The organism is Micromonospora sp. C97 (assembly GCF_018070385.1).
Lineage (GTDB): Bacteria > Actinomycetota > Actinomycetes > Mycobacteriales > Micromonosporaceae > Micromonospora > Micromonospora parva.
Genome location: NZ_JAGPXU010000040.1, coordinates 1 through 15565, shown reverse-complemented (window position 1 = coordinate 15565; position 15565 = coordinate 1). Strand labels below are relative to the sequence as shown.

Genomic DNA, 15565 nt, shown 5'->3' with positions numbered 1-15565 from the left:
TCACAGCTCCGCTGGCGGAGCGGACATCACCGGGTGCACCTCGATCGGCATGTTCAGCGGCCGACCGCCGGGGCCGGGTGCGGTGGAGATGTACGCGGCCACCTCCACGGCCCGCTGCGGGCTCTCGCAGTCGACGATCCAGAAGCCGGCCAGGAACTCCTTCGTCTCGGCGAACGGCCCCTCGGTGACGACCGGCGTCCCGCCCTCACCAGCCCGGACGATCCGGGCCTGCTGCGGGCCACCGAGGCCCTGGCCGTCGACCCACTCCCCGGCGGCGGTGAGCTTGTCGTTGACCTCGCCCATGAAGGCGATGTGCGCCCGCACCTCGTCCTGGGTCCAGGTGTCGATGCTCGGGAAGTCGGCCCCGGCGGCGCTGAACTGCATCAGCAGCATGTACTTCATGGTTGGCTCCTCACGCCCGCGCACCCTCGTCGGTGCTCTCACCCTGAGGTAGAAGCAGGCTCTGCCGTTCTCGACACCCCGGCCACAACTTTTTCCAGAGAATCCTGTCAGTCGACCGCGTCGACCTCCAGCACCAGGCTCTGCTCCGGGTGCAGGGCGGGCAGCTGCACACCCACCCGGGTCAGCGCCGCCCCGCTGAGGGTCACACCCGCCGCCAACCACGCGGGCGCGGACAGGTCGAAGGTCGCCGGGGCTGGTACGTCCGACACCTGCCGCACCCGGTACCGCCGGCCGGGGTCGAGGCCGGGTAGCCGTACCGCGCCGGGAACCTGCGCCACCGAGGTGGTCAGCCGGGCCACCGCGTACACCGCTCGGGTCTGCTCGTGATCGACCACGCCGTGCGCCCAGACGGCCGGGTCCTGGTGGTCGACCCGGACCACCCGGCCGGAGTGCAGCAGCGGGCGCAGCCGCTTGTGCAGTGCCACCCAGGCGGCCAGCTCGGCCTGCTCGGCGATGCTGATCGACGCGATGTCCCACTCGATGCCGTGGTGGCCGAAGAGCGCGGTCGCCGCCCGGAAGCCCAGGTCGTGGACGCGGCGGGTGGTGTGCGAGCGTTCCGGGCCGATGTGGGTGCCGATCAGCTCCGGTGGCAGCAGCAACCCCGTCCAGCGCTGGATGCTGAGCCGCTCCAGGGCGTCGTTGCAGTCGCTGGCCCAGACCCGGTCGGTGCGCGCGAGGATGGCCAGGTCCACCCGGGCCCCACCGGACGAGCAGCTTTCGATCTCCACGCCCGGGTGGCGACCGCGCAACTCGTCGAGGAGCCGGTAGACCGCCAGGGTCTGCCCGTGCACCCCGGGGCGGCCGTGGTGCCCGGCCTCGGTGAGGTCCCGGTTCTGGTCCCACTTGAGGTACCGGATGCCGGGGTGGTCGGTGAGCAGCGCGTCGAGGCGCTCCCGCACGTAGTCGTACGCCTCGGGGCGGCCCAGGTCGAGCACCTGCTGGTGACGCCAGGCCGGCGGCAGCCGCCCCGGCACGGCGAGCAACCAGTCGGGGTGCGCGCGGAACAGGTCCGAGTCGGGGTTGACCATCTCGGGCTCGACCCAGAGGCCGAACTGGAGACCCTGGCCGGTGACGTGGTCGATCAGCGGTTGCAGGCCGTCCGGCCAGACACCCTCGTCGACGTACCAGTCGCCGAGCCCGGCGGTGTCGTCGCGCCGGCCGCGGAACCAGCCGTCGTCGAGCACGAACCGCTCCACGCCGATCTGCGCGGCCCGGTCGGCGAGTGCCCGCAGGCGGTCCAGGTCGTGGTCGAAGTAGACCGCCTCCCAGACGTTGAGGGTCACCGGGCGGGGGGAGCGCGGGTGCCCGGGGCGGGCCCGCAGGTGGGTGTGCAGCACGTCGCTGAGCCCGTCCAGCCCGGCGTCGGACCAGACCGCGTAGAGCAGGGGAGTCTCGTACGACTCGCCGGGGCCGAGCCGGATCTCCCCGGCGGTCAGCAGCTCACCGCCACCGAGCGTCGACTCGCCGGTGGGCCGACGCTCGGCGAACGTGACGTGGTCGCCGCTCCACGCGGTGTGCACCGCCCAGACCTCGCCGTGGCCGAAGTCGAAGCCGCTGGTGCCGGCCACCAGCAGCAGTGTGGCGTCATGCCCGGTACGACCACGCCGGCTCTCGCGAACCCAGGCGCCGTGTTGCCACGGGTGCCGCTGCGGGGACCGTTCCCGGCACCACCGGCCGGTCAGGTCGAGCAGTTCGGTGGCGACCGCCGGCACCGGCAGCACCGGTGTCAGCTCCCGCAGTTCGTACCCGCTGTCGCCGTCGTTGCGCAGCCGGTGCCGGACGGTCAGCAGGCCGTACGGGTCGAGCGTGATCTCGATGGTCACGGTCAGCCCGGCGGCCGGGTCCGAGGCCCGCACTGTCACCCGCGCCGCGCCGGGCCCGCGGTCGCGCACGTCCAACCCGTCGAGGCGGAAGGAGGTGGACCAGTCCCGTCCGTCGCGGTGCCCGGCCAGCCCCGGGCGGCCACTCCAACCCGCGCTGGCCTCCGGCAGCACTGACAGCACCGTCGGTTCGTCGAAGCTGCTCGGCACCACCGGCGGTGCTGTCGCGTCGGTGAGCTGGCGCAGGCCGTCGTCGTCGAGGTCGCCGACGTCGCCGCCCCAGTGCACGACCCGGGGCAGTCCCGGGCCGCGCGCGTCGAGCACCAGGCTGGTCCGCGCGCGGCGCAGGTGCAGGATCGTCATCCTTTGGAGGCTCCCAAGGTCAGGCCCCGGACGAAGTGCCGCTGGAGCATAAAGAAGATCACCAGGGTGGGGATCGCGACGAGCACGCTGCCCGCCGAGACCAGGTTGTTGTCGGTGAAGAACTCGCCGCGCAGGTTGTTCAGCGAGCTGGTCACCGGGAACTTGTCGCCGGTGCGCATGAGGACGGTGGCCCAGAAGAACTCGTTGTAGATCCAGGTCACTTCCAGCGTCGCCAGCGCGGCCAGGGCCGGCCGGCACAGCGGCATGGTGACCTGCCAGTACTGCCGCCAGATGCTCGCCCCGTCGACCATCGCCGCCTCGTACAGGTCACGGGGCAGCGCCTTCATGTAGTTGCTGAGCACGAAGACGCAGAAGCCGCACTGGAAGGCCACGTTGATCAGGATGAGGCCCCAGTAGCTGTCGTAGAGCAGCTCGGAGTCGCTCATGAACTCCGGCAGCGGCACCTCGGTGAACAGCCGGAACAGTGGGATGAGCAGCGCCTGCTGGGGCAGCAGGTTGGCCGCGGTGAAGACCCCCAGCAGGACGAGGTTGAGCTTCCAACTGAACCGGGCGATGACGAACGCCACGCAGGAGGCGAGGAAGAGGGTCAGCAGCACCGCCGGCACGGTGATGTACACCGAGTTGAGGAAGTGCTGCCCGAACTCCGCCGTCCGCCAGGCGGTGACGTAGTTGTCGAAGGTCCAGCCGCCGAACGAGACGTAGCCGTTGCGTGCGGTGTAGTCGTACGAGCGCAGCGAGGTCAGCACCGCCCAGGCGATCGGGAAGAGCCAGGCCAACGAGACGACGATGAGGAAGCCGTGCAGCAGCATCCGCATCGGGGTCAGCGCGCGGCGGCGCGTCGGCGCGTCGGGCTCACCCTCGGTACGCCGGGTGACGGTCGCGGTGCTCATTCCCGGTTCTCCCTCATCACGGTCGCCAGGTAGATGGTGATGAAGACCAGCGAGACGACCAGCATGATCGTCGCCAGGGCCGAGCCGAAACCGATCCGGCTCGCCTCACCCACCACGTTCTGGGTGACCAGCGCGGAGATCAGCTCCAGTCCGTTGCGGCCCTTGTTGACCACCCAGACCAGGTCGAACGCGCGCAGCGACTCGATCACGGTCACCACCAGCACGATGATGTTGATCGGCCGCAGCACCGGGAACACGACCCGGAAGAACGTCCGGCTCTCCGAGGCGCCGTCGACGGCTGCGGCCTCCCGCAGCGACGGATCGACACCCTTCAGGCCGGCCAGGTAGAGCAGCATGATGTACCCGACGTGCCGCCACCCGGAGGCGACCATGACCGCCCAGATGTTGACGTTCGAGTCGCCGTACCAGTCGATGCTGCTACCGAAGGCGGCGTTGATCAGGCCCTGGTCCCGGGAGTAGAGCAGCTGCCAGACGAAGCCGATGAGCGCCAGTGAGAGCACCACCGGCAGGTAGAGCGCGGTCTGGTAGAAGCGGCTGCCGCGCAGTTCCTTGTCCAACAGCACGGCCAGGAACATGCCGAACGGGGTGGCGACCACGAACAGCGTCGCCAGCCAGAGCAGGTTGTTCTGGATCGCCGGCACGAACGGCGGGTAGATGTTCACCACGTCGCTGTAGTTTCGCGCGCCGACGAACTCGATCTCGTTGAGCGGGCCGATGCCGTCCCAGTTGGTGCCGGAGAGCAGCACGGTGGCCGCCGCCGGCAGCCAGACGAACCCGGTGACGAGCAGCAGCGGGACGAGCACCATCAGCGTGATGACCACGCGGTCGGTGCGGGACAGGAGCCGTAGCCGCCGGCGACGGCCACCCGTGGAGGTGGTCGTCGCCGGCGGCGGCACGGCGCGATCCGCTTGGATCAGGGGCAGGTCGGACACGATGTCCTTCCCCTTCCGCCGTCAGTCAGTGAAGATCGACTTTTTCTGGTTCTCGATGGACGAGGTGAGCCCGTCGATGTCCTTGGGGTTCTTGATGAACTGCTGGATCGCCGGGATCATCACCGTGGAGGCGAAGTCCGGCCGGGTGTCCCGGTCGAGGAACTGGGCGATCTCGGTGGCCGACCCGACCAGTTCGGCGGCCTTCTTCTGCAACGCCGTGTAGCCGCCGACGTCCGCGCCACTGTTGGCGACCAGGACGGCGGGGTCGTTCTTGAGGTTGATGTCCGCGGCGGCCTTGCCACCGAAGTACTCCAGCAGCTTGCGCGCGTTGTCCTCGTTCTTGGGCTTGCGGGCCATCATGTAGCCGTCGATCGGGGCGTCCAGCGCCTTGGCGCCGATGGCCGGGTCGATCTCGGGGAAGGTGAAGAAGTCGAGGTCGTCCTGCTCGTCGTTGCTGAACTGCTGACCGACGAAGAGGCCGAGCAGGTACATGCCGCTCTTCTTCTGCTGCAACGACTGCGCGGCCTCCTGCCAGGTGCGGCCGAGGCTGTCGGGCTGGTGCAGGGGGAGCAGGCCGGCCCAGGTGTCGAAGACCTTCTTGACCTTGTCGGAGGTCCAGGCCTCCTTGCCGGCCATCAGGTCGATGTGGAACTGGTAACCGTTGATGCGCAGGTTGAGGATGTCGAAGGTGCCCATCGCCGGCCAGCCGTCCTTGTCGGCGAAGGCGATGGGGATGAGGCCGTCCCGCTTCATCTGCGCGCCGAGCGCGGTGAACTGGTCCAGCGTGGTGGGCACCTGGTAGCCGTACTGCTGCCACACCGACTTGCGGTAGAACACCGCCCACGGGTAATACGTCGCCGGTACGAAGTACTGTTTGCCGTCGTCGCCGGTCGATGCCTTCTTGAAGGCGTCGGAGAAGCCGGAAAGCTTGCCCCACACGTCGCTGATGTCGCTGGCCAGGCCCTTCTGGGCGAAGAAGCGCATCCGGTAGCCGGCGAACCAGGTGAAGACGTCGTCCGGTTTGCCCTGCAGGTAATTGTTGATGTTTTCCTGGAACGTGTTGTGGTCGACGGTGTTCACCGCGACCTGCACCCCGGACGAGGTCTTGAAGCCGTCGGTGACCTTGACGAGGACCTCTTTCGGCTTCGGATCCGACTGGTTCGAGCCGAGCGACACGTCAGTGCTGGACCCGCCGGAGCCGGAGTCGTCGCCGCAGCCGGCGAGCAGTCCGGTGCCGAGCAGCGCGCCCGTGCCGGCCGCCGCGGCCAGCAACGACCGCCGGTTGATGCCGGCGACTGAGGGCGGTACGAGCCGAGCCAGGTACTCGGCTTGGGTTTGGGGACGGGACATCTGTGCCTCCTGCGGATGAAGAGGTGCTACGCCCAAGGGTCATCAGGGTGGTGAAGGCAGGTCCGGCGTCGTGATCACACATTGAGATCCACCGAGAATCCACATTGGCGAACACGAACGGCCATTGGGGCCTCAAGCTACCCTGCGGTCGTGTGCTGTCAAGAGGGCTGTTCGCCTCTGATAACCCAGTCGTGACACGGCCGTTACCTGGTAAACGTTGGAAAGAATCTCGATGTTGGAACCTGTTGACTTCCGTGGACCGGCGGGTGCACCCTCAGCTGTCATGCGGCGATGGCAGGGTGACAGCATCTATTTCGGTGGCGACTACAACCCCGAGCAGTGGCCCGAGGAAACGTGGTCGGAGGACATCGACCTGATGCGCCGGGCCGGGGTCAACCTGGTCTCCGTCGGCATCTTCTCCTGGGCCCTGCTGGAGCCCAGCGCGGGGCGCTTCGAGTTCGGCTGGCTGGACCGGGTGCTGGACCTGCTGCACGACGGCGGCATTCAGGTCGACCTGGCCACCGCCACGGCCAGCCCACCGCCGTGGTTGGCGCGCGCGCACCCGGAGACGCTGCCCCGCCGGGCCGACGGCGCGATCCTCTGGCCCGGTGGACGACAGGCGTACTGCCCCAGCTCCCCGGTGTTCCGTGAGCGCTCCCTGGAGCTGGTGCGCGCTGTCGCCGGCCGGTACGCCGAGCATCCCGCGGTGGTGATGTGGCACGTCTCCAACGAACTGGGCTGCCACAACGTGCACTGCTACTGCGACGTCAGCGCCGAGGCGTTCCGCGGCTGGCTGCGCGAACGCTACGGCGACCTGGACCGGCTCAACGACGCCTGGGGCACCGCGTTCTGGAGCCAGCGCTACGGCGACTGGGCCGAGATCAACCCACCGCGCACCGCGCCGACCTTCGCCAACCCCACCCAGCAGTTGGACTTCCTGCGGTTCTCGTCCGACGAGCAGCGCGCCCAACTCCGCGCCGAGCGCGAGGTGCTGCAGGCGTTGGTCCGGCAGCCGATCACCACCAACTTCATGATCGGCCTGGGCGACAGGCACATGGACTACCACTCCTGGGCGTCCGACGTGGACCTCGTCTCCAACGACCACTACCTGACCGCCGCCGACCCGCAGGCGCACCTCGGGCTGGCGTTCGCCGCCGACCACACCCGGGGTGTTGCGGGCGGCGACCCGTGGTTGTTGATGGAGCACTCCACCAGCGCTGTCAACTGGCAGCCGCGCAACGTCGCCAAGCTGCCCGGGCAGCTGCGCCGCAACAGCCTCGCGCACGTCGCCCGCGGCGCCGACGGGGTGCTCTTCTTCCAGTGGCGCGCCTCCCGGGCCGGCGCGGAGAAGTTCCACTCCGCGCTGGTGCCGCACGCCGGGCCGGACACGAAGGTGTTCCGCGAGGTCTGCCGGCTCGGCGCGGACCTCAAGGCCCTCGCGGAGGTACGCGGCAGTCGGGTGGACGCGGACGTGGCGATCCTGTTCGACTGGGAGGCGTGGTGGGGAGTCGAGTTGGACTCACACCCCAGCGTCGACGTCACCTACACCGACCGGCTGAACGCCCTGTACGGCTCGCTCTGGCGTGCCGGCGTGACCGCCGACGTCGTCCACCCGTCGGCCGACCTCAGTGGCTACCGGCTGGTCCTGGTGCCGACCCTCTACCTGGTCAGCGACGCCGACGCCGACGCGCTGCACCGGTACGTCGAGGCCGGCGGCACCGCCGCGGTCACCTACTTCAGCGGCATCGTGGACGCCAACGACCACATCCGGCTGGGCGGCTACCCGGGCGCGTTCCGCGAGCTGCTCGGCATCCGGACCGAGGAGTTCTTCCCGCTGCGCGAGGGTGAGCGGGTCCGACTCGACGACGGCAGCACCGCCGACGTGTGGACCGAGTGGCTGCACGTCGAGGGCGCGGAGGTGCTCGCCTCGTACACCGATGGGCCGTTGCCCGGCGTGCCGGCGCTGACCCGGCACCAGGTGGGCGACGGCGCCGCCTGGTACGTCGGCACCCGGCTGGACGAGCCGGCCACGGACCGCCTGGTGGCCCGGCTGCTCACCGAGGCCGGCGTCCGCCCGGCGGTGTCGGCGCCGCCCGGGGTGGAGGTGGTCCGCCGCCGCGACGGCGACCGGAGCTGGCTCTTCGCGATCAACCACACCGACACGGAGGTACGCCTGCCGGCGCACGGCGTCGAGCTGCTCAGTGGCACACCGTGTGCCGGTGAGCTGACGGTGCCGGCCGGTGAGGTGGCTGTCATCCGTGAGGATCGGCAGTGATCCGTACGACCGGCACGGTGCGAAGGAGGTTCCCCACATGCTCGCCCAGCAGCGGCAGACCGCCATCCTCGATCTGATCCGCCAACGTGGCGGGGTGCGGGTGAGTCAGCTGGTCAGCCGGTTCGGTGTGTCCGACATGACGATCCGCCGTGACCTGGAGGTGTTGGCCGAGCGCGGCCTGGTCGACAAGGTGCACGGCGGGGCGACCCTGGCCGGGCCGGGCTCCGCCGAGGAACCCGGCTTCGCCGCGAAGTCGATCCGCCAGCAGGCGGAGAAGCGGGCCATCGCCGAGCGGGCCGCGACAATGGTGGAGCCGGGGATGGCCATCGCGCTTTCCGCCGGCACCACCACCGCCGCGCTGGCCACGCTCCTGTCCGACGTACGCGGGCTGACCGTGGTGACCAACTCGATCCCGGTGGCCGACGCGCTGTACCAGAACCCGCGCGCCGACCAGACCGTCGTGTTGACCGGCGGCATCCGTACCCCGTCGGACGCGTTGACCGGGCCGGTGGCCGAGGCGGCGATCAGCGCGCTCAACGTCGACCTGCTGTTCCTCGGGGTGCACGGCCTGAGCCCACGCACCGGCTTCACCACGCCCAACCTGCTGGAGGCCGGGGTCAACCGGTGCCTCATCGGCGCGGCCCGCCGACTCGTGGTGCTCGCCGACCACACCAAGTGGGAGACGATCGGCATCGCCACCATCGCCCCACTGGAAGCCGCCGACGTGCTGATCACCGACGCCGGGCTGCCCGCCGAGGCCCGCACCACGATCGGCGAACAGGTCGGCGAGCTGGTCATCGTCAACGCGGCCTGAAGCCCTCGCGCCGCGCTCTCGCCCCACGCCGTCGATCTTGCGCTTTCGGACGTCGATATGCCTGTATTGCCCTTTAAGTCGCCACAGAAAACGCAAGATCGCGGAAAGCGGGGTGGGGCCCGAGCGCCTCGCTGGCTGTCGTTGGGCAGGCAGGCTCCAGCGTGGTCGGCCTGCCGCGCGCAGCGGCGGCGATCGGGCATGAGCCGGTCGCAGAAGACCCAATGTCGTACGTGCTGCGCGTCCTCGGCCGACACCGTGATGCCGCCGACGTCGACCTGCGGCGTGGAGGCCAGCGACCGGGCGATGGTCCGCGCCAGGTCCGCTGCCTCGGCCAGGTCGGTGACCGCCACCGGCAGGTGGATCACATGCCGAGGCTCCTCCGTGTACGCCTCGAGAGCGAACCGCGGCAACGGCGTGAAGAGCCCGCTGTACTGATGCTCCCATCCCGGGCTCACGGCTGACGCCGCTCGGACCAGGTGCTCTGCCAGTCGCGCAGCGCTCGCTTCACCCGGGCGTTCTCCTCGCTGAGTCGAGCCACATCATGGTGCAGCGTCGCCAGGTCGAGCGCGACGCGGTGCAGGAACCGTCGTACCTCTGCGGGGTCCACGCCTCGTCGGCCGAAACCGACGACGGTGAACTGCCGGTCGCGGACCTGGCTCGGGTGCAGCCGAGCCAGCCGAGCGCCGCCGTGGGGCGTGCCGTCGTAGAGCGTCCCTCGGGTCATTCATCACCTCGCGCGTCGTCGACCGATGGGCGGGTCAGGGTCGCGAAGGCGCCCTGGGCCGTGGTAGTTATTCGTTCAAGTCGGTTCGGAGCCGGGATTCGCACATCCCGACGCTCTAGTTGAGACCCGACGAGAGCCGGTATGCGCCTGCCACTCGCGAAGCCGTCTCTCGTCACCTTCTCGGCTGTTGGCACAGCCGCGGTTGCCGTGTTTGCACCGGGCGTCCCCGGGGGCCGGCGATCACCCTCACCCGAAGGCCACGTTTCCAGTGGCGCCGGAATTGGTGCAACGACACCAACAAAATTCGTCTTGAGGGTCCGCGAGGAGAGGTGCACCATGCCCGCCAGGCGTGAATCGTTCGTGCAGACGCTGCGTGCTCAGTGGCTCGGTCAGCAGATGCGGCAGCTGAGGGAGCAGCGCGGCATCACGCTCAAGCAGGCCGCGGAGTTCCTGGAGCGCGACTTTTCGTCCATTGCCCGCTGGGAGCGCGCCGAGTGGCCGTTCCGGCGTGGAGTCGTCGTGTCGCTGCTCGACCTCTACGGCGAGCACGACGGGCGCGAGCGGAATCGCTTCATCCAGCTTGCCGAGGATGCGTGGCGAACGGATCGATGGGACGACGACTATGACGAGCTGGTCGATGCCTCATTCATCGATTTCCCGTGGCTGGAGAGTAGGGCCGAGCGCATCTACTCGTGGGATGCCTTTCTCGTGCCGGGCCTCATGCAGACGCCGGCTTACGCGGAGGCAGTGATCCGCAACGCGGAAGGGGAAGGCGCGACAGAATTCTCGGTCGGCAAGTGGCTACAGCTCCGGATCGACCGTCAACGTGTGCTGACGCGAGACCCGGCTGTCCGGGTGGCGGCGATCATCGATGAAGCCGTACTGCGCCGCCCCGTCGGTGGCACTGCCGTGATGCGCGGCCAACTCCACCACCTGGGCGACCTGATTGGAAAACCGAACATTGACATTCGCGTGCTGCCATCACGGGTGGGGCTGCACGCCGGTCTCGATGGCTCGTTCGTACTCTTCGGGATGCCCAAGCCATACCCGGAGGTCGCCTATGCCGAGACGCTGGGCGGGCGCCGCTTCATGGAATCTCCCACGTCGAAGCGCTACGCGCTTGCGTACGATCGGCTTCGTGGTGTCGCGTTGGGTCGGCGCGAGGCGGCCGAGCTGATCGCGGAGATCAAGGAGGGACTGCCATGAGTGAAGCCTTACCCGCGGTGGCCTGGCACGTCAGCAGCCGGAGCAACAGCAACGGTGGTAGCTGCGTCGAGGCGGGGCCGGTTCTGGACGGTTCCGGTCGAGTGGCGGTGCGGGACAGCAAGGATCGCGCGGCGGCGACCCTCGTCTACCCGGCGGGCGGGTGGATGGCGTTCGTCGACGGGGTGAAGGACGGCGATTTCGCGCCCTGATGCGTGATCGAGGTCGACCGCCTGAATCGTTTGCGGCATCAGCTCCACAGGCTCGCCACCAGTCAATTGGCTCGGCCTGCTCCCGAAACGCCACGCCGGCGGAGCGTCGCGCGGCGCTTCACAGCCATCTCACAGGGGTGCTGGATAGGGTGCCGGTCGAGTCAACGTCCGACTCCAGCGTGGAGCGGTCGGCGTCGCACAGGAGTTCCGATGGTCTTCAAGAAGATGTTGAGCGCGTTCGGTGTGGGCGGTCCCAGCGTGGACACCGTGCTGACCAACCCCAACACCCGGCCCGGCCTGACCCTCGACGGGCAGGTGAACCTCGTCGGTGGCGACGCTGAGGCAGCCATCGAGCAGGTGGTGATCGGCCTGGTCACCCGGGTCGAGGTCGAAGGACACGACACCGAGTACGCGGGCACGATGGAGTTCCACCGCATGGCGGTCAGCGGGTCGTTCGTCCTCGCCCCGAAGCAGCAACTCTCGCTCCCGTTCCAGATGCCGGTGCCGTGGGAGACCCCGATCACCGACGTGTACGGGCAGCGCCTGCGCGGCATGACGATGGGTCTGCGCACCGAGCTGGCCATCGCCCGTGCTGTCGACAAGGGCGACCTGGACCACGTGGCGGTGCACCCGCTGCCGGTGCACGAGCGGATCCTGGAGGCGTTCCAGCGCCTCGGTTTCCGGTTCAAGAGCGCCGACCTGGAGCGCGGTCACATCCGGGGCGTGCAGCAGACCCTGCCGTTCTACCAGGAGATCGAGTTCTTCGCCTCCCCGCAGTACGCGAGCACGATCAACGAGGTCGAGCTGACCTTCGTGACCAGCCAGCGCGGTGTGGAGGTCATCCTGGAGTGCGACAAGCGCGGCGGGTTCCTCAGCGCCGGGCACGACGCGTTCGGCCGCTACCAGGTGTCGCACACCGACGTCGACCGGGTGGACTGGGCGCAGGTCGTCGACGGTTGGCTGCGCGAGACCACGTCCCGCTACGGCAGCCTGCGCTCGCAGTACGGCCCGAGTCACGGGCACGGTCACAGCCGCGGGCACGGCATGGGCGGCATGGTCGCCGGTGCGGCGCTCGGTGTCGCCGGCGGCATGATCGCCGGCGAGATGATCGAGGACGCGTTCGAGGGGGACTTCGGCGACTTCGGTGGCGACGAGTAGCCGTTCGACACGCGACGACGGTGGCCTCCGGGAGATCCTCCCGGAGGCCACCGTGCACTGTGAACCGGTCAGTGCCGGGCCTTGCGCTCCTCGCTGCTGCGCCAGTTGCTGCCGGCCTTGGCCAGACCACGGCTACCGAGGTAGCCCAGCGTCAGCAGGGTGATCAGGAACCAGGCATTGTCGGCCCGGAAGATGTCCACTCCCGCGGAGTTCTGACCGACGACCTGCGACGCGCCCAGTACGGCGGCCACCGCGATCAGGTAGATCCAGAACTCGGTGGTCTTGAACGCCTGCTTGGTCTCCGTACCAGGTGCCTGCATGTCGTTCCGACGCCCGTCGTGCATGACCGGCATCTGCTGCGTCTCTCGCATCGCAGCGGGATTCTGCGGGTCGTTCATGGGCCGGTTCATCGGCCGGGTGGAAGCAGCCTGCGTGCTCATCTGGTCCTCCTCAGGATGCGATGAGTCGTACCTGCATTCCCTCGCCCCGCTACCGCGTGTCGGCCACGGCACGGTTCGCTTTCGTGGCGGGGACAACCCCCGACTACCCGAGGCCCCGGAGCAGGTAACACCGATCGCCGGCCGGAAAAATCCGGCCGGCGATCGGGTGGTTCGGCGGGTCAGCGCAGGCCGTTGCGAATGGCCACGCGTACCAGAAGGTCCGGGTCGTCGGTGATGATGCCGTCGACGCCGAGGTCGATGACCCGCTGCATCACCGTCGCGTCATCGACGGTGTACGGGATCACCTTGAGGTCGTCGCGCGTCTGCAGCGTACGAACGTCCGGTCCGTGGAAGTATGCCGGGTTCTCCCGCAGGTACCAGTCGGCGGACGCGACGGTGCCCTGCTTCGGGTCGTGCACCTGCCAGTTGGCGGACACCGTGCCAGCGCCGGCGGCCCGGGTCAGCTTGCCGAGGTCCTGGTACTTCCACCAGTCCAGCCCACCGGTCCACGGGCTCTTCACCGCCGGGTTGCCGTAGACCGCCTGCAGCGAGCACTCGTCGGCGAGGGTCGTGCACTCCTCCGGGCCGTACTGCCAGACCAGGGCGACGGTGCCGATCCGCCGGTCGAGCTGCCGTGCGTAGGTGATGGTGCGCCAGTCGAACGACTGGATGGTGGCCCGCTTGGTGAAGCCGGCCCGCTGGATCGCGTCGACGAGCTTGCGGGTGAAGCTGCGGTACGGCTCGGTGTCGTTCACCACCGGGCTGATCTTCGTTTCGATGTTCATGCCGATGTCGGTGCGGCCACTGGCCTTCACCAGGGCGAAGACCTCGTCCAGGGTCGGGATCCGGGCACCGGGCGCGGGCACCTGGGCGGGCAGCTCGGGCAGCGTCTTCGTGCCGCAGTCGACGGTCTTGAGCTGCGCCAGGGTCAGCTCGTGCACCGGCTTGCCCACGTACGGGAACATCCGGTCACCGGGGCGCACCGGCTTGGTGTCGACGCAGTGCGACCCGTTGACGGTGCGATCGTGCAGCACCACGAGCTTGCCGTCGGCGGTCACGTTGGTGTCCAGCTCCAGCGTGGAGATGGCCCGGTTGGAGAGCGCGTTCGAGAACGCCGGCAGGGTGTTCTCCGGCCGGGTGGCCCGACCGCCCCGGTGCGCCTGGATGTCGAACGGCGCGGCGTACGCCTTCGGCAGCCGGTAACCGCGCTGCGCCAGCACGCCGCGCAGCCGGTCCGGGTAGTCCGTGATGATGCCGTCCACGCCGTCGTCGATCAGCTTGGTCATGGTCGGCACGTCGTCGACCGTCCACGGGATCACCTTGATCCCGTACCGGTGCGCCCGGTCGACCATCTCCTTCGTGACGTACGGCTGGTAGCCCGGGTCGGTGACGGTGCCGTTCTGCGGCATGCCGTGCACCGGCGAGAAGGCGCTGGCGCCGAAGCTGCGGATCGCCGTGATCGGGTCGCCACCGAAGTCGTCGATGTCCAGCCCGCCCAGCCAGGGCGAGGCACCCGGCTGGCCGGTCTGCAGGAAGTCGTAGTTGGTCAGGGCGACCAGCGGCAGCTTCGGCTCGACCTGACGCATGCGCATCAGCGCACCCCAGTCGAAGCTCTGGATGGTCACCTGCTTGAGCAGCCCGGCGGCGCGGACCTCGGCAGCGGTGACCCGGACGAACTGCTCGCGGGGGGCGGTCTCGGTCGGCGCGCCCGCCTCGACCTTGGTTTCGACGTTGAGCTTCACGTCCTTCGCGCGGTACCGGTTGACCAGCGCGAAGACCTCACGCAGCAGCGGCATCCGGGCACCCGGGACGGCGAGCTGGCCGGGCTTGTCCGACAGCGTCTTCGAGCCGCAGTCGAGCGAGCGTACCTGGGCCACGGTGAGCGTGTTGATGTACTTCCCGACGTACGGAAACTCCGGGTCGCCGGGCGTCACCGGGCTGGTGTCCACGCACTTGGCGCCACTGATCTTCCGGTCGTGGGTGACGACGGCCTGGCCGTCCTCCGTGATCTGCACGTCCAGTTCGAGGGTGCTCACCCCGAGTTGGAGGGCGTTGCCGAAGGAGGCGAGGGTGTTCTCCACCCGCAGCCCGAGGCCGCCCCGGTGGGCCTGCACGTCGAATGTCCGGTCCGGTCGCGGCTTCGCCTGGGCGGGCACCGCGAGCCCGGTCGTCACCGTCGCGGCCACCAGGGCCGCGACGGCGGTACGGCGTACTGTGCGCACGCTGTCATCCCCTCCTGCCGGCGGGCACCTCCCACCGGTCGCGGGACAGCATGGACATCTCGGGCTGCGGGCAGGCGGCCAGCGGGCGGCGCGACGGTGAACCGCCGTGGACGACCTCCCGGTCACACCGGGTTTGGTCGGCCGGCCCTCGGGCACGCAGTCAGTTCCACAGCTTCTGCGAGGTGATGGACGTGCGTGAGGACGACATGCGGCAGGACGCCGCCCGCGAGGCCGAGGACCGGATCGCCGGCGGCGTGTACGGCAAGGGCGCCCTCGACGAGGTGACGGTGCCCCGCACCGATGTGGAGAGTCAGATCCAACGCGATGACCCGTTCGACCCCGCGAAGGAACGGATCGACCCACAGGTGCTGCGCGACGGTGGCCCGGTCGGCGGGCAGGGCGCGGTGACCACCACCGGTGGCACCGCCGGGCCGGCGAGCGTACGCCGGGTGGCGCGACAGCCGGAACGACACCCGGGCACTGTCGCCCCGACGACGACCGGCGACGCCACCACCGGCGGCCTCAGCACGCCGAGCGGCGGTGGCACCAGCGACCAGTCCACGTCCGCAACGGGCCCGGCAAAGTCCATCAGGGACAAATCCAACGACTAACCCCACCCACCCGCCCCCTTGGCGGCGTGATCATGAGGTTGACGTGG

The 15565-nt window shown here is 69.3% G+C and carries 14 protein-coding genes and 1 pseudogene; 6 read left to right on the top strand and 9 right to left on the bottom strand.

Features of this window, described 5'->3' with window-relative positions; all coding sequences use genetic code 11:
* From KBX26_RS30445 to KBX26_RS30425, 5 genes are all read right to left on the bottom strand, one after another.
* Positions 1–402 carry a YciI family protein gene (locus tag KBX26_RS30445; protein WP_210866983.1) on the bottom strand — a complete coding sequence of 134 codons (402 nt, stop codon included), beginning with the start codon at positions 400–402 and terminating at the stop codon, positions 1–3.
* A gap of 107 nt (positions 403–509) precedes the next feature.
* Complete coding sequence (locus KBX26_RS30440) at positions 510–2645, bottom strand: alpha-galactosidase (protein ID WP_210866982.1); 2136 nt, start codon at positions 2643–2645, stop codon at positions 510–512.
* Positions 2642–3556 carry a carbohydrate ABC transporter permease gene (locus KBX26_RS30435; RefSeq protein ID WP_210866981.1) on the bottom strand — a complete coding sequence of 305 codons (915 nt, stop codon included), beginning with the start codon at positions 3554–3556 and terminating at the stop codon, positions 2642–2644. Before KBX26_RS30435 ends, KBX26_RS30440 begins: the two co-directional genes overlap by 4 nt.
* Positions 3553–4509, bottom strand: coding sequence for a carbohydrate ABC transporter permease (locus tag KBX26_RS30430; protein WP_030333565.1), 957 nt, complete (start codon positions 4507–4509; stop codon positions 3553–3555). The genes KBX26_RS30435 and KBX26_RS30430 overlap by 4 nt, the downstream gene beginning before the upstream one ends.
* A 21-nt stretch (positions 4510–4530) precedes the next feature.
* On the bottom strand, positions 4531–5859 hold the full coding sequence (locus KBX26_RS30425) for an ABC transporter substrate-binding protein (protein WP_210858245.1): 1329 nt from the start codon (positions 5857–5859) through the stop codon (positions 4531–4533).
* Positions 5860–6142: 283 nt separating this feature from the next.
* Between KBX26_RS30425 and KBX26_RS30420 the strand changes: the two genes are divergently transcribed.
* A complete protein-coding gene (locus tag KBX26_RS30420; protein ID WP_210866980.1) occupies positions 6143–8134 on the top strand; it encodes a beta-galactosidase in 1992 nt (663 codons plus the stop codon).
* 37 nt (positions 8135–8171) lie between these two features.
* A complete protein-coding gene (locus KBX26_RS30415) occupies positions 8172–8948 on the top strand; it encodes a DeoR/GlpR family DNA-binding transcription regulator (protein WP_210866995.1) in 777 nt (258 codons plus the stop codon).
* A 143-nt stretch (positions 8949–9091) separates the two neighbouring features.
* On the opposite strand, the pseudogene KBX26_RS32595 reads toward KBX26_RS30415, so the two are convergent.
* Positions 9092–9313 (bottom strand): annotated as a pseudogene (locus KBX26_RS32595) (hypothetical protein); the annotation flags it as partial.
* Between the two features lie 86 nt (positions 9314–9399).
* Positions 9400–9672, bottom strand: coding sequence for a DivIVA domain-containing protein (locus KBX26_RS30410; RefSeq protein ID WP_030333573.1), 273 nt, complete (start codon positions 9670–9672; stop codon positions 9400–9402).
* Positions 9673–10008: 336 nt separating this feature from the next.
* Here KBX26_RS30410 and KBX26_RS30405 point away from each other — a divergent pair, with 336 nt between their 5' ends.
* From KBX26_RS30405 to KBX26_RS30395, 3 genes are all read left to right on the top strand, one after another.
* Positions 10009–10878, top strand: coding sequence for a helix-turn-helix transcriptional regulator (locus KBX26_RS30405; protein WP_030333575.1), 870 nt, complete (start codon positions 10009–10011; stop codon positions 10876–10878).
* Positions 10875–11087: a DUF397 domain-containing protein gene (locus KBX26_RS30400; RefSeq protein ID WP_210858247.1), complete on the top strand. Its 213-nt coding sequence runs from the start codon at positions 10875–10877 to the stop codon at positions 11085–11087. Before KBX26_RS30405 ends, KBX26_RS30400 begins: the two co-directional genes overlap by 4 nt.
* A gap of 210 nt (positions 11088–11297) precedes the next feature.
* Positions 11298–12245, top strand: coding sequence for a sporulation protein (locus KBX26_RS30395; protein ID WP_030333579.1), 948 nt, complete (start codon positions 11298–11300; stop codon positions 12243–12245).
* Positions 12246–12313: 68 nt separating this feature from the next.
* Here KBX26_RS30395 and KBX26_RS30390 read toward each other — a convergent pair whose 3' ends face one another.
* Together KBX26_RS30390 and KBX26_RS30385 are read right to left on the bottom strand one after the other, a co-directional pair.
* Positions 12314–12685 (bottom strand): hypothetical protein, encoded by a 372-nt coding sequence (locus tag KBX26_RS30390; RefSeq protein ID WP_030333580.1) that lies wholly within the window; start codon positions 12683–12685, stop codon positions 12314–12316.
* Positions 12686–12864: 179 nt separating this feature from the next.
* On the bottom strand, positions 12865–14907 hold the full coding sequence (locus KBX26_RS30385; protein ID WP_210866979.1) for a glycerophosphodiester phosphodiesterase family protein: 2043 nt from the start codon (positions 14905–14907) through the stop codon (positions 12865–12867).
* Positions 14908–15098: 191 nt separating this feature from the next.
* On the opposite strand from KBX26_RS30385, the gene KBX26_RS30380 reads away from it, so the two are divergent.
* Positions 15099–15518, top strand: a complete 420-nt coding sequence (locus tag KBX26_RS30380; protein WP_030333582.1) for a hypothetical protein — start codon at positions 15099–15101, stop codon at positions 15516–15518.
* Positions 15519–15565 lie beyond the last annotated feature (47 nt).

What these genes read in the sequence shown, in the direction of transcription:
- KBX26_RS30445 (WP_210866983.1), bottom strand. Translation starts at nt 402, where the DNA reads ATGAAGTACATGCTGCTGATGCAGTTCAGCGCCGCCGGGGCCGACTTC.
- KBX26_RS30420 (WP_210866980.1), top strand. Translation starts at nt 6,143, where the DNA reads ATGCGGCGATGGCAGGGTGACAGCATCTATTTCGGTGGCGACTACAAC.
- KBX26_RS30405 (WP_030333575.1), top strand. Translation starts at nt 10,009, where the DNA reads ATGCCCGCCAGGCGTGAATCGTTCGTGCAGACGCTGCGTGCTCAGTGG.
- KBX26_RS30435 (WP_210866981.1), bottom strand. Translation starts at nt 3,556, where the DNA reads ATGAGCACCGCGACCGTCACCCGGCGTACCGAGGGTGAGCCCGACGCG.
- KBX26_RS30390 (WP_030333580.1), bottom strand. Translation starts at nt 12,685, where the DNA reads ATGAGCACGCAGGCTGCTTCCACCCGGCCGATGAACCGGCCCATGAAC.
- KBX26_RS30400 (WP_210858247.1), top strand. Translation starts at nt 10,875, where the DNA reads ATGAGTGAAGCCTTACCCGCGGTGGCCTGGCACGTCAGCAGCCGGAGC.
- KBX26_RS30410 (WP_030333573.1), bottom strand. Translation starts at nt 9,672, where the DNA reads ATGACCCGAGGGACGCTCTACGACGGCACGCCCCACGGCGGCGCTCGG.
- KBX26_RS30425 (WP_210858245.1), bottom strand. Translation starts at nt 5,859, where the DNA reads ATGTCCCGTCCCCAAACCCAAGCCGAGTACCTGGCTCGGCTCGTACCG.
- KBX26_RS30415 (WP_210866995.1), top strand. Translation starts at nt 8,172, where the DNA reads ATGCTCGCCCAGCAGCGGCAGACCGCCATCCTCGATCTGATCCGCCAA.
- KBX26_RS30395 (WP_030333579.1), top strand. Translation starts at nt 11,298, where the DNA reads ATGGTCTTCAAGAAGATGTTGAGCGCGTTCGGTGTGGGCGGTCCCAGC.
- KBX26_RS30440 (WP_210866982.1), bottom strand. Translation starts at nt 2,645, where the DNA reads ATGACGATCCTGCACCTGCGCCGCGCGCGGACCAGCCTGGTGCTCGAC.